At 65.9% G+C, this 16,356-nt stretch carries 16 protein-coding genes, 1 pseudogene and 1 riboswitch; of the genes and pseudogenes, 8 read left to right on the top strand and 9 right to left on the bottom strand.

Annotated features, from left to right (window positions below):
- The first annotated feature begins 204 nt into the window (after positions 1 to 204).
- Positions 205 to 696 carry an inorganic diphosphatase gene (locus CH295_RS13090; RefSeq protein ID WP_037195007.1) on the top strand — a complete coding sequence of 164 codons (492 nt, stop codon included), beginning with the start codon at positions 205 to 207 and terminating at the stop codon, positions 694 to 696.
- A gap of 61 nt (positions 697 to 757) precedes the next feature.
- Complete coding sequence (locus tag CH295_RS13085) at positions 758 to 1,207, top strand: PAS domain-containing protein (RefSeq protein ID WP_037195005.1); 450 nt, start codon at positions 758 to 760, stop codon at positions 1,205 to 1,207.
- Between the two features lie 49 nt (positions 1,208 to 1,256).
- Here the strand turns inward: CH295_RS13085 and CH295_RS13080 are convergent, their stop codons facing one another.
- The 3 genes and pseudogenes from CH295_RS13080 to CH295_RS13070 all read right to left on the bottom strand — a co-directional run bounded on the left by CH295_RS13080 (position 1,257) and on the right by CH295_RS13070 (position 3,727).
- Entirely contained in the window at positions 1,257 to 2,273 is a 1,017-nt protein-coding gene (locus tag CH295_RS13080) for a GGDEF domain-containing protein (RefSeq protein WP_230596469.1), read from the bottom strand.
- Between the two features lie 161 nt (positions 2,274 to 2,434).
- Complete coding sequence (locus tag CH295_RS13075; RefSeq protein ID WP_037195003.1) at positions 2,435 to 2,899, bottom strand: MarR family winged helix-turn-helix transcriptional regulator; 465 nt, start codon at positions 2,897 to 2,899, stop codon at positions 2,435 to 2,437.
- A gap of 1 nt (position 2,900) precedes the next feature.
- A pseudogene (locus CH295_RS13070) lies at positions 2,901 to 3,727 on the bottom strand (crotonase/enoyl-CoA hydratase family protein).
- Positions 3,728 to 3,846: 119 nt separating this feature from the next.
- On the opposite strand from CH295_RS13070, the gene CH295_RS13065 reads away from it, so the two are divergent.
- Positions 3,847 to 4,344, top strand: coding sequence for a 2-oxo-4-hydroxy-4-carboxy-5-ureidoimidazoline decarboxylase (locus tag CH295_RS13065; protein ID WP_094740941.1), 498 nt, complete (start codon positions 3,847 to 3,849; stop codon positions 4,342 to 4,344).
- Positions 4,345 to 4,365: 21 nt separating this feature from the next.
- Here CH295_RS13065 and CH295_RS13060 read toward each other — a convergent pair whose 3' ends face one another.
- Positions 4,366 to 4,590, bottom strand: coding sequence for a DUF6480 family protein (locus CH295_RS13060; protein ID WP_037194997.1), 225 nt, complete (start codon positions 4,588 to 4,590; stop codon positions 4,366 to 4,368).
- Positions 4,591 to 4,618: 28 nt separating this feature from the next.
- Positions 4,619 to 5,263, bottom strand: a complete 645-nt coding sequence (locus CH295_RS13055; protein WP_230596467.1) for a TetR/AcrR family transcriptional regulator — start codon at positions 5,261 to 5,263, stop codon at positions 4,619 to 4,621.
- 52 nt (positions 5,264 to 5,315) lie between these two features.
- Between CH295_RS13055 and CH295_RS13050 the strand changes: the two genes are divergently transcribed.
- From CH295_RS13050 to CH295_RS13040, 3 genes are read left to right on the top strand one after another with little or no spacing between them, the layout of a single operon-like run.
- Positions 5,316 to 6,320 (top strand): ABC transporter permease, encoded by a 1,005-nt coding sequence (locus tag CH295_RS13050; protein ID WP_094632475.1) that lies wholly within the window; start codon positions 5,316 to 5,318, stop codon positions 6,318 to 6,320.
- Positions 6,321 to 6,324: 4 nt separating this feature from the next.
- Positions 6,325 to 7,290, top strand: coding sequence for an allantoicase (gene alc, locus CH295_RS13045; protein WP_094632473.1), 966 nt, complete (start codon positions 6,325 to 6,327; stop codon positions 7,288 to 7,290).
- A 27-nt stretch (positions 7,291 to 7,317) separates the two neighbouring features.
- Positions 7,318 to 7,791 carry a YbaK/EbsC family protein gene (locus tag CH295_RS13040; RefSeq protein WP_037194994.1) on the top strand — a complete coding sequence of 158 codons (474 nt, stop codon included), beginning with the start codon at positions 7,318 to 7,320 and terminating at the stop codon, positions 7,789 to 7,791.
- 8 nt (positions 7,792 to 7,799) lie between these two features.
- Here the strand turns inward: CH295_RS13040 and CH295_RS13035 are convergent, their stop codons facing one another.
- Positions 7,800 to 8,300: a hypothetical protein gene (locus tag CH295_RS13035; protein WP_094740940.1), complete on the bottom strand. Its 501-nt coding sequence runs from the start codon at positions 8,298 to 8,300 to the stop codon at positions 7,800 to 7,802.
- A gap of 151 nt (positions 8,301 to 8,451) precedes the next feature.
- Complete coding sequence (locus tag CH295_RS13030; protein ID WP_094740939.1) at positions 8,452 to 9,783, bottom strand: aminotransferase class V-fold PLP-dependent enzyme; 1,332 nt, start codon at positions 9,781 to 9,783, stop codon at positions 8,452 to 8,454.
- A 55-nt stretch (positions 9,784 to 9,838) separates the two neighbouring features.
- Positions 9,839 to 9,954, bottom strand: a riboswitch (SAM riboswitch).
- Between the two features lie 159 nt (positions 9,955 to 10,113).
- On the opposite strand from CH295_RS13030, the gene CH295_RS13025 reads away from it, so the two are divergent.
- Both CH295_RS13025 and CH295_RS13020 read left to right on the top strand, forming a co-directional pair.
- The gene (locus tag CH295_RS13025) at positions 10,114 to 14,094 is read left to right on the top strand and encodes a Pls/PosA family non-ribosomal peptide synthetase (protein WP_252342025.1); all 3,981 of its coding nucleotides are present in this window, start codon (positions 10,114 to 10,116) and stop codon (positions 14,092 to 14,094) included.
- 6 nt (positions 14,095 to 14,100) lie between these two features.
- On the top strand, positions 14,101 to 15,438 hold the full coding sequence (locus CH295_RS13020; protein ID WP_094740938.1) for a M1 family metallopeptidase: 1,338 nt from the start codon (positions 14,101 to 14,103) through the stop codon (positions 15,436 to 15,438).
- Positions 15,439 to 15,532: 94 nt separating this feature from the next.
- Here CH295_RS13020 and CH295_RS27775 read toward each other — a convergent pair whose 3' ends face one another.
- Together CH295_RS27775 and CH295_RS13015 are read right to left on the bottom strand one after the other, a co-directional pair.
- Positions 15,533 to 15,676, bottom strand: a complete 144-nt coding sequence (locus tag CH295_RS27775) for a hypothetical protein (protein WP_170945881.1) — start codon at positions 15,674 to 15,676, stop codon at positions 15,533 to 15,535.
- Positions 15,677 to 15,735: 59 nt separating this feature from the next.
- Entirely contained in the window at positions 15,736 to 16,356 is a 621-nt protein-coding gene (locus tag CH295_RS13015) for a hypothetical protein (RefSeq protein WP_094740937.1), read from the bottom strand.

Genomic DNA, 16,356 nt, shown 5'->3' with positions numbered 1-16,356 from the left:
CGCTTCTTCCTGCGCCGTCGACCCGCTGTGGGGCCGAGAAACCGCCGTGTCAGCCCCGCCACTGTTCCTCCGTATCTGCCGTGGTCGTACCCACGATCGTTCAGTCAACAGTATCCTCGGGTCCGGTAGCCTTGCGCCGCCACCATCGACACATTCGCAACGACTCGGGCCGTTTCGGCTCGACGAAGACAGTGAGGACTGCACGTGCCGTTCGACGTCACCATCGAGATCCCCAAGGGGCAGCGCAACAAGTACGAGGTAGACCACGTCACCGGACGTGTTCGCCTCGACCGCTACCTCTACACCGCGATGGCGTATCCAGCCGATTACGGCTTCATCGAGAACACGCTCGGCGAGGACGGCGATCCCCTCGACGCACTGGTGCTGCTGCCGGAGTCGGTCTTCCCCGGTGTCATCGTCGAGGCCCGCCCCGTGGCGATGTTCAAGATGGTCGACGAGGCAGGCGGCGACGACAAGGTTCTGTGCGTCCCGGCAGGCGACACCCGTTGGGATCACATCCAGGATCTGAGCGACGTCTCGACGTTCGAGCTCGACGCGATCAAGCATTTCTTCGTCCATTACAAGGATCTCGAACCCAACAAGCACGTCACCGGGGCAGACTGGGTTGGCCGCGCCGAGGCCGAGGCCGAAATCGCTGCGTCGTTCAAGCGCTTGACGGACAATCCGGGTCACTGATCGTTTCGGCACCACACCTCGTCTCGGCCGTGCGCCGACGAAACATAGTTTGGGGAGACGTATGACCGACAGCACTTCCAACGGTGATCGGCGCAATCTCGATTCGCGACCGATCTCGGATCCGACGCAGTTTCCCGATCTGCCGGTGACGGTCGTCCTCGACCGGATCCCGGTGCCGATCCTCGCGGTCGATCCCACCGGTGCCATCGTGTTCGCGAACGAGGCCTTCGACGATCTGTTCGGTCTCGACCGCAGCGAGCGGGAGGACTTCCACCTGCACGACATCTTCCCCGACCGGGCACCGGAGGGCGTCAACGTCGCGGACATGTTCCTCACGACGGTGGCCACCCGCGCGGATTCTCTGTGGCGGATGACCGACAAGACCGGCGATATCGTGCAGGTGCGCGCCAGCAAGTCGATCCTGCGCCGCACCGAGGACACCATCGTGCTCGTGGCGTTGGAGGACTTCACCGATCAGTTGTGGAACGACCCCAAGAGCGCTTTGCGCTGACGCACGGCACACGTTCTTCCCCGAACGTCGAACGGTGTACGCCCGCGAGTCATTCGCCGGCGTACACCGTTGCTCTGTTTCCGCCCGCGTGCTTGGACTCGTACATGGCCGTGTCGGCGTCGAGCAGCACGTTGTGGACCAGGTCGGCACCGTCACCGGACTCGGCGGCGGCGAACCATCGGCCGCCGTCCAGCAGGGCCACACCGACACTGACCGTCACCGGTACGTCGTCGGCTGGGTCGTGAATGGACTCGAGAATCTCGTGGGCGATCCTGTGCGCGGCGGCATCGTCGACCGGTAGCGCGATCGTGAACTCCTCACCGCCGGTACGTGCCACACACGGCCGTCCGCCCGTGACCGCGTTGAGCCTGCGGGCCGTACGGCGCAGAACTCGGTCACCCGCTGCATGGCCGTAGGTGTCGTTGACTCGTTTGAACTGATCGAGATCGACCACCATGAGCGCGACCGAGCGTTCCTCGTCCAGCGAGTTCATCATGCGTTGCAGCCGCAATTCCAGGCCGCGTCTGTTGAGCAGTCCGGTCAGCGAGTCCGTGTTGGCGAGATCGAGCTGACGCTGGATCACTGCCCGGAACGCGAGCACCGAGTTGACCACCAACAGCGTGGCAAGAGTTCTGGCGACGGTCGAAGCCAGGTCGTGTGTGTCCTCGGCGAATGCCAGTGCTGCCAGCGCCACGACCACTGCGTTGACGAACAGCATGTGGAATTCGAGTACTCGGCGCCGGGAGAAGTAGACGATGTAGATGCCGATCACCGCGAACAGTGCCGCCACATTCAGTGCGAGGTCTCGGCCTGCGAAGGTGAGCAGCATCGCCGCGACGCCCACGTCGGCGTACACCACGAACCATCCGGGCATGTGCGACACGTCCGCCGAGCGAAGAAACCACCACGCCCCCACCGGAACGGTCGAGATCAGCACCAGTGTGCAGGCGATTTTGGCCGCATTGCCTTCGGGTCCGTCGGCGGAGAACATCGCAATGACCCCGATCAGACCGAACGACGGAACCAGGGCGGCGATTCCCAAGGCGACGAATCGTTCGAGCCGCACCGAGCCTGGTCGAGGCCCGTTCACCCGTCTGTGCGGCGGTCGATCGCGATCGAATGGCACCGCGTTCCCCTCCGTCCGTTCTGACTGTTCGGGCGAGCATGCGGACCTGTGCGGCGGCCGGTCGACGAGCGTGTCAGGTAGCGCGATCGTTCATTTGCGCATCAGACGTTACCGGCGCGCCGCTCGGGCAGGTCCGGCCTGATCGTTTCGTAATCGGTCAAGAAGCGATCGAGCAACGCGACCAGCGATTCTCTGTCCTCCCGTGTCCACCCCTCGATGACCCGTCCGAGATTGTCGGTTCGTCGATGCTGGATCGCCGCCGCCGCTTCCCGACCCGACTCCGTCACTGCGAGCACGAATGCTCGACCGTCACGTTCGTCGGGCAGCCGCTCGACGTGCCCCCGTTCGACCAGCTGAGCCACCTGCCTGCTCACCGTCGACGGATCGGAATTCACCATCGCGGCGAGTTCACTGGACCGCATCGGTCCGTCGCGCAGGAGCCTGAACAAGCATACGTACGCTGCGCCGTCCACACCTCCCGAGGACGAGATCGCAGCGATGTTGCGCTCACGCAGGCGTTGCAGCCGAACCAGCTGTGTGCCCAGTTCCTCGGCGAACTCGACCACGTCAGTTACCGGTGAACTGCGCCGGTCGCTTCTCGAACACCGAGGTGATCGCCTCGGTGAGGTCGTGCGAGGCGAGGAAGGCGGCGTTCCAGGCCGCGACGTAGCGAAGCGAATCGTCGACGCTCGAGGAGCGAGAATGATCCAGGACCGTCTTGATGCCCTGCACCACCAGAGGCGGGTTGGCAGCGATGGCGGCGGCGCATTCGCGAGCGGCGGCGAGGGCGGCGTCGTGGTCCTCGAACACGTCGTTGACCAGACCGATCTTCTCGGCGCGCGCGGCGTCGATGTCCTTGCCGGTCAACGCGAGCTCACGCAGGTGGCCGTCACCGATGATCGCGGGGAGACGGGCCAGAGAACCCATGTCGGCGACGATCGCGACCCGCACCTCGCGCACGCTGAACTTCGCATCGGCGCTGGCGTATCGCACGTCGGCGGCGGTGATGAGGTCGACGCCACCGCCGATGCACCAGCCTTGGATCGCTGCGACGACGGGCTTGCGGCAGTCCGCGACGGCGTTGATCGCCTTTTGCATCGTCTTGATGGTGTCGTGGAAGGACGTCCGAGGACCGGCAAGCGCCTGGTCTGCCATGAGAGGACCGAATGTTCCGGCCATCGCGGCCAGATCCAGTCCGTAGGTGAAGTTCTTGCCGGAGCCGGCGAGCACCACTGCCCGAACCTCGGGATCGGCGTCGAGCTGCGCGAACAGCTCGGTGCTCTCGCTCCAGAAGTCGGGGCCCATTGCGTTGCCTTGCCTGGCCCGAGAAGTGTCACTTGCGCGATGTGGTCCGCGATCTCCACGGAGAAGGCTTTCCAGGTTCGTTCCGTCATGCCTGCGAGCCTAGCGGCAGCGTCGCACATTCCCGCACCGCATGTTACGGCGCGTAACGTCTGCGCTAAGTCCCTGCTCAGCTCTGGTACATACGCCGATTCGAGCCCATCATCGACTCATGCTGATGCATCAGGGACTCGGCCTGGAGACGTTCAACGATCTGCCGCGCCGCAAGGCGGTGCATGCGCTGTACGCGTGCTGTTGCTCGGTGGCGTGGGCGTCCAGGGTGGCGGACAGCCGCAGGTATCGCTCTCGAACAGACCTGTTCACGGCAGGCGACGCCGAACTCGCCGAACTCTCGGACGGCGATGTGGATTCGCTCGCCGCGACACTGCCGGAGCCGAGCAAGGTGTGCGCGGCCATGGATTCCGACACCCGCGGGGCATTGGGAACTGCGGCCAGGGCGTACGACGATCGGTTCGGCTACCCGTACGTGTCGAGTCGGTTGTTCGAGCCCGAGGGCTTCGAGCCGCGCGACATCCTGGTGGATCTGGGACATCGTCTCGACAACGACGACCAGACCGAGCGCAAGATCATGCGCGACGAGATGTCGAAGATCAACCACATCCGACTGGATCGCATGCTGGGGCCAGAGGGCGGCTGGCCGCAGTACTGACCGTCGGCAACCGAATCGGGGTCAGCCGAACAGACCGACGACGCGACCGATCAGGCCACCCGCGATCAGGATCGCCAGCAACACCACCACGCAGATGATGACGATCGGCATCACGCGGCTGCGCTGCGGCGGTTCGTGGTTGGGGCCGCCGATTCCCGTTTCGGCGGGCGGGGTGTCTCCAGGCGTGACGCTGCCTCCCGCTTCGAGTCCTGCGGTGACGTCGGGATCCGGATTCTGAGCATTCATCTGCCCCGGTTACCCGGTGCGGTGTCCCTCAATCGAGATGTGCCCTAGCTATCGCTCCCGCGAACAATTCCGACACCGCGTCGGCGATGACTCCCTCGTCGATTTCCTCCGGGTCCACCGAATGTTCGACGGCCAATCCGGAGATCAATGCCGCCAGTGACGTCGCGAGGCGTCGGGCATCGAAGTTCTCGCCGACGCCCCAGTCGTCTGCTCGCTCGGCGATGAGGCGTTCGAGCTCGAGCCGCAATGCTCGACGGTCGGTGCGGTAGCGCTCGGCGACGGCCGGGTCGCGTCCGGCGAGGATGCCGAACTCGACGGTCAACAGCGGCCATCGAGGTTCGGCGACCACCCAGGACGCGATCTCTCCACCGCCGGCTCCGGCTGCCGCGCCGGGGTCCAGATCGGAAATATGGGCCAGCACGCGGGCGGCGAGGTCGAGGGAGCGCCGGGCGAGCAGTTCGGCGAAGAGCGCTTGCTTGGACTCGAAGTTGGAGTAGACGGCTCCCTTGGTGAAGCCGGCCCGGTCTGCGATGTCGGTGAGTTTGGCTGCGGCATAGCCACGTTCGGTGAATTCGTCGGCTGCCGCGGCGAGCAGCCGGTCCCGTACGTCGGTGCGTTGGGGTCGTCGCCGGTCCTGTGTCGACCCCCACTTTTCTTGCTCGTCGGCATTCACGATACCTAGAGTATTGAATACCTCGGGTATCGACAAGATTCAGGAGTCACCCATGCGCAAGATGTCACTGCTCGCCGCCGCGGTGCTGGTCCTTCAGCTCGGCTTCATCCTCAGCTACGTCTCGGCGTTCCATCAGCCGACTCCGCACGCGATCCCGATCGCGGTGGTCACCGAGGCCGGCCTACCCGAAGGACTGGACCGACAGACCGCCGACCGCCTCGACGCCATCGACGGCACTCCGCTCGAGGCGCGCACCGCGGCCGATACCGCGGAGGTCCGTTCACTGCTCCGCGATCGAGACATTCTCGGGGCCTACGTCGTCGGTGCCGACGGAACGGACACCCTCATCACCGCGAGCGCGGCGGGCAGTTCCGTGGCCACCGCGCTGGAATCGATCTTCACCGAGGTCGACGCCGCGCAGGGTCGCCAGTTCGTGGTCCGAGACGAGATTCCGGTCGGCGTGCACGACAACCGAGGGCTGTCCGGCTTCTACCTCTCGGTCGGCTGGGTCGTCGGCGGATACCTGCTGGCCGCCGCCTTCGGTTTGCTCATCGGCGCACCGACCTCGCGCCGCGAAACCGGCGTCCACGTCGGCATTCTCGCGGTGTACTCGGCCGCATCGGGTGCGCTCGGAGCCTTCCTCACCACTCATGTCCTGGAAACCTTTGCCGGCCACTGGTTTCCGCTCACCCTGCTGGGTACCGCGGTGGTCTTCGCCACCGGATTGTTCACCATGGGCCTGCGCGCACTGATCGGCGTCGCCGCGGTTCCCGCCGCGATCGTCCTCTTCGTGATCCTCGGAAACCCGAGCGCAGGAGGCGCTTTCGGGGCCGATGTCCTACCGTCGCTCTACGCGTCGATCGGTCGGTGGATCACCCCGGGCATCGGCACCGAGGGCGTGCGCAGCATCGTGTACTTCTCGGGCACGGGACTGGGGCAGCCTGCACTGGGCCTGACGCTCTACGTCGTGATCGGCGCGCTGCTGATGGTTGCGGCGTCCCTGCGGCGTCGGTCTGCACACAACCCGGTGAGCTCACGCGAGACCAGTAAAGTGTGATCCCATGACCTCCACCTTCCCGTTGCCACTGCCCGATCTCGCCGTCCGCACACTCGGAGGCGCAGTCGTGTGGGCGAACGACGAGACGTTCGCGGAGAAGGAAAATCTGGTCAGGCCGGGCAAAGCCGACTATTCGACGGCGACGTTCGGGCACAAGGGTCAGATCTACGACGGGTGGGAGACGCGACGCCGACGCGAGGCCGGCTACGACGAGGCGATCGTGCGTCTCGGAGCGCCCGGGGTCGTCTCGGCGGTCGTCGTCGACACCGCATGGTTCACCGGAAACTATCCGCCGGAGATTTCGATCGAGGCCGCCGAGGTCGACGGATTTCCGTCACCGGAGGAGCTGCACGCCCAGACCGAATGGACCACCATCGTCCCGCGCAGCCCGGTCAACGGCGACAGCGAGAACAGGTTCGCCGTTGCCTCCGATGCGCGGTGGACGCACGTGAAACTGTCGATCTATCCCGACGGCGGAGTGGCGCGGTTGCGGGTGCTGGGCCGCGGCAAGCCCGACCCCAAGTTCCTCGCTGCCGGGCCGGTCGACCTGGCTGCCCTCGAGAACGGCGCGTACGTCTCGGCGTGCTCCAACATGTTCTACAGCTCACCCAACAACCTGCTCTTCCCCGGTCCCCCGCGGTCGATGGGTGAGGGCTGGGAGACCTCGCGTCGACGCAACGACGCGAACGACTGGGTTCAGGTGCAGCTCGCCGGTACCGGGCACATCTCTCTCGCCGAACTCGACACCACCTGCTTCCTCGGAAACGCGCCGGGTGCGGCATCGCTGCGGGGCCGCCTCGGCGACGGCGAATGGATCGAACTGTTGCCGCGCACGACGCTGCAGCCGGACACCCGGCATCGTTTCGTGCTCGACCACGACACTCCGGTCTCTGAGGTGCGCATGGACATCTTCCCCGACGGCGGCATGGCGCGATTGAGACTGTTCGGTGATCTCGACACATCTGCGTAAAGAAGGCTGGGGCAATAGGGTTGGTTCATGTCCCGGCTACTTCATCCGAATGCAGCCCATGTGGCCGACACTCTGATTTCACGTGGTCATCACGGGGTGGTGGTGAACAGTCCGGAGGGCACCCACACGGCCGCCGATGCTGCTGCGGCACTGGGCGTCGAGGTGGGCGCGATCGTGAAGTCGATGGTGTTTCTGCTGGGCGACGAGCCGGTGTTGCTACTGGTTTCCGGTGCCCACAACGTTCATCTCGAACACACCGGTGAGCGTCTCGGCGGCACGTTGACGCGCGCACCTCTCGACACGGCCAAGCATGCCACCGGGCAGCCGATCGGGGGGATCGCCCCGGTCGGCCACCCCACCAACCTGGACACGTTCGTCGACCAGGATCTGGCCGGGTACGCCGAGGTGTGGGCGGCCGCCGGTCACACCAACACGATCTTCCGGTCCACGTTCACCGAGTTGGTGCGCATCACGGCAGGTCTGGCGATCGACGTCACCTGACCGTCTGATCAGGATGCGAGCGTCGGGGCAATCGGAGCGCCGAGGACCGCGTCGACGACGTCGATGTCAAGTCGGGTGCCGCGGGATTCCAGCAGCGGCAATACTGCGTTGTTGATCAGAACCGACTGGCGAGCCACATCGCCGAGCACTGTCAACGTCACACCGTCGGCCACATCGGCCGCGGTGACGTCGGAGATCAGACTGGCCAATCCCGCCGGTGTTCCGACGTAGCGGATCGAGGACGGGCTGGTCGGTGCGTCCAGTGCGGCGAATTCCCGACGGGCCGTCCGGGCATCGACCGCGATGTGGATCTCGAGGTCGAGAAACACTGCCGTGCTGTCGGCGGATTCACCGCGGTCGACTGCCTCGACCCGTACCCGGGCCCGGTGTTGCTGGGATTCTCGCAAGTCCGAGGCCTGGATTCGGACTACGTCCGTCTCGGGAGCGGCGGTCAGTTCGGTCCAACCTGCAGTGAACTCGACGGCGAGGCGGGTGAAGTTGTGCGACATGAGTGGTGGTCCTGATTCTTCAGTCGGTGGTATTCGGTCGGAGCGGAGCCGAACTCGAACACGAACCGGACGCAGTGCGGCACAGGTCCACGTATCTGTTGCACCAGTGGCGGTTGCCCGTCCACACGACACTCACGGTCATGACGCCATGCTAACTGTCTGCAGGGGTGCACGGGGATCCAACCCCGGCGGCTCCGTCGGCCAGCTCGGGGAAGGGTCGCGGGTCGGGTACGGGGTTCCACCAGCCGGCGTCCTCCGCGTAGTGCCAGTTCGGTCCCGACTCGACCAGGGCGGCGAGTGCGTCGACGAGTCGGTCCACATCGGCGGACGAGCTGCCGAGTCCGATGCTGGCCCGAACCGCTCCGGCCGCGTGCCCCAGCCTGCTCAGCAGTGGGTGTGCGCAGAACTTTCCGTCGCGCACACCGATGCCGTGTTCGGCGGAGAGGTATGCAGCGACCTCACCGGGGTCGCGTCCGGCGACGGTGAAGGTGACGATGCCGACACTGTCGGGTGCATCGGCCCACACCTCGAGTTGCTCGACACCGTCCAGTGCGGCCAGCCCGTCGCGCAAGCGGGACGACAGATCCCTCTCTTGCGCCTGCAACTCGGCATCGTCGAATCCGGCAATGGCCTCGCAGGCCGCAGCCAAGGCGGCAACGCCGAGCACGTTGGGTGTGCCCGCCTCGTGCCGCTGCGGTGCCGGAGCCCACTCGGTGTGGTCGAGGCCCACGCTGCGTACCGCGCCACCGCCGGCCAGGTGTGGCTCACCGAGATCCAACCAATCACGTGCGCCCACAAGCACTCCCGCGCCGAACGGGGCGTAGAGCTTGTGTCCCGAGAACGCGAGGTAGTCCACGCCGAGTGCGCCGATGTCGACCCGACGATGCGGAACCAGCTGAGCACCGTCCACCGCGATCCGCGCGCCGTGCCGGTGCGCCAGTGCCGCGAGTTCCGCAATCGGCAGAACTTCACCGGTGACGTTCGATGCGCCCGTGATCGCCAGCAGCGCAGCAGGTTTCGCCGCGAGTTCGGCGTCGAGACGCTCGATGGTCTCGGCCAGGGTCGACGCAGCAACCACCACTCTTCGGTCACGCCACGGAAGCAGGTTCGCGTGGTGCTCGATATCGAGTACTACGGTGTCGCCCGGCACGCATGCGGCCAGCAGGTTCAGCGAGTCGGTGGTGTTCCGCGTGAACACCACCACCGAATCCTTGTGCGCACCAACAAAATCGGCGACGGTCACCCGAGCCTTCTCGTATGCAGCCGTCGAGACCCGGGAGGCGTAGCCGGCACCGCGATGGACACTCGAGTAGAACGGCAGCAGTTCCGCGATCCGATCGGTCACCGCCGCCAGAGCCGGTGCGCTGGCCGCGTAATCGAAATTGGCATACGTGCAGGTGCCGCCCTGCACCAGCGGTACCTGTAGATCCGTGCCCGAAACAGGGGCAAAAGGAGCACAGGGGCGGGAAAGTACAGATGTCATGACAGATCAAGCCCTCACGTTCGAGGGACCCGCAACCGAAAGGAGTTCGTGAACGAGTCCGCGCTTGCCGCGCCGGTTTTCCGGCGTCAGCCTGGTCGTCACCCGGAGCACCCCACCGCGGAGGAGGGTTGCCGACCAGCGAGCCGGGGCTTGATGCTGGTACTCGTGACCGTGGGAAGACATTCGCAAACTCGCTGCGGTTTTGTCAAGCCGGAACTCGCCCGTGGGCAGCAGTAGGATTCCCGCGGTGGGAAGGCGCGCTCGTTCACCTGCTGGCAAACAGAACGTGAGATAACCAACGGCGCTGCTGCTCGCCAGCACCACAGAGTCATGTCGAGAAGAAACGAGAAGGGCGCCCGGTTGTCTGTGCATCAAGAGAACGATCTGCCGGGTTCGAGCGCGGATGTCGCGCCTGCACCGGCGGAGTTTCTTCGCTCGTCTCTCGCCCCTCCCGCCCGGACGCTCATCGACGTTCTCCGTGACACCGCCGATCGTTTTCCCGACGCCCCCGCCATCGACGACGGTGCCGTGTCGGTCAGCTATTCGGAGTTGTTGGACGACATCGCCGAGGGCGCGAAGTGGCTCGCCGATGCCGGCGTCAGGCGCGGCGATCGCGTCGGCATCCGCATGCCGTCGGGTTCCTTCTCCCTCTATGTCGCGATCTTGTCGATCCTTGCGGTCGGTGCCGCGTACGTGCCGGTGGATGCGGACGATCCCGAGGAGCGCGCCGAGTTGGTCTTCGGCGAAGCACAGGTGACGGCCATCGTCACTGCGGGCGGCATCGCCGCAGGTACTGCCCCCAAACAGGACGTTCCTCAGCACGACCTCCCCGAACGCAATGCCGGACTGCCCACCCCGGAGGACGACGCGTGGGTCATCTTCACCTCGGGTTCGACCGGCACTCCCAAGGGCGTTGCGGTCAGTCATCGCAATGCGGCGGCGTTCGTCGACGCCGAGGCCCGCATGTTTCTGCAGAAGGACCCGCTCGGTCCGGGCGATCGAGTGCTGGCCGGACTGTCGGTGGCGTTCGACGCGTCGTGCGAGGAGATGTGGCTCGCGTGGCGGCACGGTGCGTGTCTGGTTCCCGCGCCCAGGTCGTTGGTTCGGTCCGGTTTCGATCTGGGTCCGTGGCTCGTCTCCCGCGACATCAGTGTCGTCTCGACGGTGCCGACGCTGGCGTCGCTGTGGCCCGCGGTGGCGCTGGAAGCGGTGCGGCTGCTCATCTTCGGTGGCGAGGCCTGCCCGCCGGAGCTGGCCGAGCGGCTCGCCGTCGAAGGCCGTGAGGTCTGGAACACGTACGGCCCCACCGAGGCGACGGTCGTCGCGTGCGCGGCGATCATGGACGGGAAGGGGCCCGTCCGCATCGGATTGCCCCTCGACGGGTGGGACCTGGCTGTGGTCGACGGCTCCGGCACCCCGGTGCAGGTCGGCGAAATCGGTGAGTTGGTCATCGGCGGTGTCGGACTCGCTCGGTATCTCGACCCGGCCAAGGACGCCGAGAAGTACGCCCCCATGCCGTCCCTCGGGTGGGACCGGGCGTATCGCAGCGGCGATCTGGTCAAGCTCGAGCTCGAAGGTCTGCTGTTCCAGGGTCGCGCCGACGATCAGGTCAAGCTCGGCGGTCGACGCATCGAGCTCGGTGAGATAGACAATGCGCTGCAAGCACTTCCGGGCGTCGGCGGTGCGGCGGCCGCCATCCGCAAGACGGCGGCCGGCAACTCGGTGCTCGTCGGATATCTCGCCAGCACCAACCCCGATTTCGACCTCGAAGCCGCTCGCGAATTGCTGGCCGAGCAGTTGCCTGCAGCGCTGGTCCCCCGGCTCGCGCTGGTGGACGAGATGCCCACGCGCACCTCGGGAAAGGTCGACCGCAATGCCCTGCCGTGGCCCCTGCCCGGCATGGCGGGGGCATCCTCGCTCGGCGGGACGGCGGGGTGGGTGGCGGAGCTGTGGACCAACATCCTCGGCGCCCAGGTTTCCGACGAGAACGCCGATTTCTTCGCCAACGGCGGCGGTTCGCTCTCGGCCGCTCAGTTGGTGACCGCGTTGCGCGAGCGGTTCCCCGAGATCACCGTCGCGCAGCTCTACGACCATCCGCGGCTGGGTTCGCTGGCGCAGTATCTCGACGATCTGAAGCCTGTCGTCGAGGCCATTCCTCGTGAGGTCGCCCCGACGTCACGCACCGCGCAATGGGCGCAGATCGCGGCAACGGTTCCGTTGACCACCCTCACCGGATTGCAGTGGGTCACCTGGCTCGGGCTGCTGTTCAACGTCATGTCCTGGTTCGGCGACGTGCCGTGGGCTCCGACGCTGTCGTGGTGGTGGGTGCTCGTGGCATTCATTCTGTTCATCACTCCGGTCGGCCGCATGGCGATCTCGGTGATCGGATCTCGCATCCTGTTGGCCGGGCTGAAACCCGGCGCGTATCGACGCGGCGGGAGCATGCACATAAGACTGTGGGCAGCAACACGATTGACCGATGCCAGCGGTGCGTCCAACCTCTCGGGCGCCCCGTGGATGGTCTACTACGCGCGCGCTCTGGGAGCCAAGATCGGCAAGGGCGTCGACCTGCACACGATGCCGCCGGTCACCGGCATGCTCGAGCTGGGCGACGGCTGCTCCATCGAGCCCGAGGTGGATCTGTCCGGGCATTGGATCGACGGAGATCTCGTCTACATCGGCGGCGTCGAGATCGGTGCCGGTGCCACCGTCGGTGCCCGCTCGACACTCTTGCCCGGCACCAAGGTCGGCAAGAACGCCGTCGTCACCGCGGGATCCGCCGTCGTCGGACGGGTCAAGGCCGGGCAGATGTGGTCCGGTTCGCCTGCTCAGAAGGTAGGCAAGGCCGATCATCCGTGGCCCGCGGAAACGCCGCCACGCGCGACGAAGTGGGTGTTCGCGTACGGCGTCGCATCGCTGTTCCTGTCCGGCATGGCACTGTTCTCGATCGGTGTCAGCCTGGTGCTGATGGGCTGGTGGATTCACACCGCGGACTCCGTGCTCGACGCCTTCGAACGTGGTCTGGTGATGTTGCCCGTCGCGACGTTGGTGTCGTTGGCGGTGTTCGCGGTGATCACCGTCGTTGCGGTGCGGTTGCTCAGCATCGGACTCGTCGGCGGCTACCACCCGGTGCGCAGCCGCATCGGCTGGCAGGTGTGGGCCACCGAACGCCTGATGGACTCCGCGCGCACCTTCCTGTTCCCGCTCTACGCATCTCTGCTGACGCCGCATTGGCTCCGACTCCTCGGCGCGAAGATCGGCAAGGACGTCGAGGCGTCGACGGTGCTGATGATCCCCAAGTTCACCACCGTCGCCGACGGCGCGTTCCTCGCCGACGACACCATGGTCGCCAGCTACGAACTCGGCGGCGGCTGGATGCATCTGGGCGACGCCAAGGTGGGCAAGCGGGCGTTCCTCGGCAACTCCGGCATGACCGGGCCGGGACGAACCGTGCCGAAGAACGGGCTCGTCGCCGTTCTGTCCGCCACGCCGGACAAGGCGAAGTCCGGCTCGTCGTGGCTCGGTAGTCCGCCGGTGCGGCTGCGCCGGGCCGCCGGTAGCGCGGACTCGTCGCGCACGTTCGATCCGCCGCGGAAGCTGAAGGTCGCCCGGGCGTTCGTCGAGACCTGTCGACTGCTCCCCGTCGTCGTGACCTTCGGCATCGGGCTCGGAGTGCTGTTCGCGCTCACCGCGCTCGCCGACGCCGTCGGGTACTGGTTGGCGGCACTGCTCAGTGGCGTCGTCCTGCTCGTCGCCGGTTTCGTGGCCGCGGCGGTGTCGGCGTTGGCGAAGTGGTTGTGGGTGGGCCGGATCGGCAAGACCGATCATCCGCTGTGGAGTTCGTTCGTGTGGCGCAACGAGGTGGCAGACACGTTCGTCGAGACCGTTGCCGCGCCCTGGTTCGCGCGCGCCGCCGAGGGCACCGCGGTGCTGAACATGTGGTTGAGGTGGCTCGGTGCGGACATCGGCCGTGGCGTCTGGTGTGAGACGTACTGGCTTCCCGAGGCCGATCTGGTGACGTTGGCCGACGGTGCGACGGTCAACCGAGGGTGCGTTGTGCAGACGCACCTGTTCCATGATCGGATCATGTCCATGGACACGGTCGATCTCGGCAGAGGCGCAACACTGGGACCACACTGTGTCGCGCTGCCTGCATCGGGTATAGGTGATGGTGCGACGGTGGGGCCTGCCTCTCTGGTGATGCGCGGCGATACGGTTCCCGCGCATACTCGTTGGCAGGGCAATCCGATCGCGCCGTGGGCCAAGGGTGATCCCTTTCCGCGTATTCGCGACGACCGAAACGAGGGGTGATCTACCGTGCCGGACAGGCTCGTGGCACCGGTGTTCGACGTCGACTCCAGTGACAATCCGATCGATACGTATCTCCCGCAGAACGGTAACCGCGGCTATCGCGTCTCGCGCTACGAACTCGACCTCGAGTACAAGGTCGAGAGCAACCGGCTGGTGGGTAAGGCGAAGGTCACCGCGGTCACGACCGCAACGGTGTCGAAGTTCGCGCTCGATCTAGGTCCGGCGATGAACGTGTCGAAGGTGTCGGTCAACGGCTCACGCTCGGTGAAGTTCAGCCACCAGCGCGGCAAGCTGAAGATCACCCCGGCCAAGCCCATCGCGTCGGGCGCGGCACTGGTGGTGACGGTCGCGTACGGCGGAACTCCCAAGCCCATCAACGGTTTGTGGGGTGAGGTCGGCTGGGAGGAGCTCACCGAAGGCTCGCTCGTCGCCAGCCAACCCAACGGCGCTGCGTCGTGGTTCCCGTGCGACGACCATCCGGTGTCCAAGGCCAGCTACGGCATCACCATCACCACCGATTCCCCGTACTACGCGGTGGCCAACGGAACGTTGGTGCGCAAGCAGACTCGCGCCAGCCGCACCACGTGGGTGTACGAGCAGCCCGAGCCGATGGCCAGCTACCTCGCGACCATCCAGATCGGTCCGTACGAGCATCGCATCGTCAGCCCGGGGCCGGTGCCGATGAAGGCCATCACTCCGCCGCGCCTGCGAACGCAGTTCGATCACGACTTCGGTCGACAGCCGCAGATGATGGACACTTTCGTACGGCTCTACGGCCCTTACCCTTTCGCGTCGTACACCGTGGTGGTGACCGACGACGATCTGGAGATTCCGATCGAGGCGCAGGGGCTGTCGATCTTCGGTGCCAATCACTGTTCCGGTTCCCGGTACTACGAGCGTCTGGTGGCGCACGAGTTGGCGCACCAGTGGTTCGGCAATTCCCTGACCCTCGGCAAGTGGGCCGACATCTGGCTGCACGAGGGATTCGCCTGCTATTCCGAATGGATCTGGGCCGAGAACTCCGGCGGCGCAACGGCTCACGACAAGGCCAAGCGCGCGCACACCATTCAGCGCGGATTGGCCATGGACATGCAGCTCACCGATCCCGGGCCTGCACGCATCTTCGACGACCGCGTCTACAAACGCGGTGCACTGGCACTGCACGCACTACGACGCACCATCGGCGACGAGCGCTTCTTCGGCCTGATCCAGGAATGGACCTCCAAATACCGCTACTCGACGGTGGCGACCGCGGACTTCACCGACCTCGCCTCCCGCTTCGGTTGCCCCCGAACTCTGTGGGACGCATGGTTGATCGACAAGCAGTTGCCGTCGTTGCCGTAGGTCTCGGCGGCAGATCGGCTCCCCAGTTTCGGATATCGGCCTGCAATCGGAGGCATAGATCCAAGTCCGGGGAGCCGATGGTCAAGAAGCCCGCCTACATCAACGCGAAAAGATTGATCGGCGACGCGATTGCGCGGCCGACACTCGCATCGAGTGCCACGACCTGAAACAGCACCCAGAACACGACGACACCCAGCACGGCGAAGATGGGCCAGGGTCCGGAGTAGTTGTATTTCACGCTCGCTCCCGTCGTAGGAGGGATGTGCCCGCTCCACGGTACCCACCGCGTCGGCTGCGTCAGCGATACCCGAGGGACACCGTCAACCCAGCAATCGCGTAGCCGTACATCGCCGTCGTTGCCAATGCTTGAACCCAGAACCCCCGCGGGAACGATGCCGCCCAGCGTCCTTTGCCGTCCAGTCGCAGATCGCAGGGAAAGTCGCTGATGGCCATGGCAGACGACGGCTGCTTCGAGTGCGCGAGCACCACCCCGGTGGTGAACGGCAGTCCCCGAACGAACAGGTGACCGCGCGCCTCCCCGGCCCGATACCGCACCGCAGATTCGGTGACAACTCCTGTGTACCAACGCCGTTGGACGTTCCAGCCGGTGGCGTGCGCGAGGCGAAGGTTGCGGTCGCCGCGCAGCGCCGTGTCCACGGTCTCGACGTCGGCGATCACGCCCCAACGCAGCATCGACACCCATTGGGCAATCCGTCTGCAGCGAAACCCCAGGGCTCCGAGCAGAACGATCGCGAACACGTACGGCACCAGCGCGGGATACCTCGACCAGCAGGCCGCCGGCACGATCACTGCGATCAGGAACCAGTATGCCTCGCGCCGGTTCCATACGGCGGCACCCGCGAACGCCACCGTCGGAGGCACCCGATGCGGCGGGGCAGTGCGCGAGGACTGCAGCAT

The sequence above is a fragment of the Rhodococcus sp. 14-2483-1-2 genome, from assembly GCF_002259405.1.
In the GTDB taxonomy this organism is placed as follows: Bacteria; Actinomycetota; Actinomycetes; order Mycobacteriales; family Mycobacteriaceae; genus Rhodococcoides.
This window is presented reverse-complemented; position numbering and strand designations above follow the sequence as displayed.

What these genes read in the sequence shown, in the direction of transcription:
- CH295_RS13085 (WP_037195005.1), top strand. Translation starts at nt 758, where the DNA reads ATGACCGACAGCACTTCCAACGGTGATCGGCGCAATCTCGATTCGCGA.
- CH295_RS13065 (WP_094740941.1), top strand. Translation starts at nt 3,847, where the DNA reads ATGCTGATGCATCAGGGACTCGGCCTGGAGACGTTCAACGATCTGCCG.
- CH295_RS13060 (WP_037194997.1), bottom strand. Translation starts at nt 4,590, where the DNA reads ATGAATGCTCAGAATCCGGATCCCGACGTCACCGCAGGACTCGAAGCG.
- CH295_RS13050 (WP_094632475.1), top strand. Translation starts at nt 5,316, where the DNA reads ATGCGCAAGATGTCACTGCTCGCCGCCGCGGTGCTGGTCCTTCAGCTC.
- alc (WP_094632473.1), top strand. Translation starts at nt 6,325, where the DNA reads ATGACCTCCACCTTCCCGTTGCCACTGCCCGATCTCGCCGTCCGCACA.
- CH295_RS13040 (WP_037194994.1), top strand. Translation starts at nt 7,318, where the DNA reads ATGTCCCGGCTACTTCATCCGAATGCAGCCCATGTGGCCGACACTCTG.
- CH295_RS13035 (WP_094740940.1), bottom strand. Translation starts at nt 8,300, where the DNA reads ATGTCGCACAACTTCACCCGCCTCGCCGTCGAGTTCACTGCAGGTTGG.
- CH295_RS13030 (WP_094740939.1), bottom strand. Translation starts at nt 9,783, where the DNA reads ATGACATCTGTACTTTCCCGCCCCTGTGCTCCTTTTGCCCCTGTTTCG.
- CH295_RS13025 (WP_252342025.1), top strand. Translation starts at nt 10,114, where the DNA reads ATGTCGAGAAGAAACGAGAAGGGCGCCCGGTTGTCTGTGCATCAAGAG.
- CH295_RS13015 (WP_094740937.1), bottom strand. Translation starts at nt 16,356, where the DNA reads ATGCTGCAGTCCTCGCGCACTGCCCCGCCGCATCGGGTGCCTCCGACG.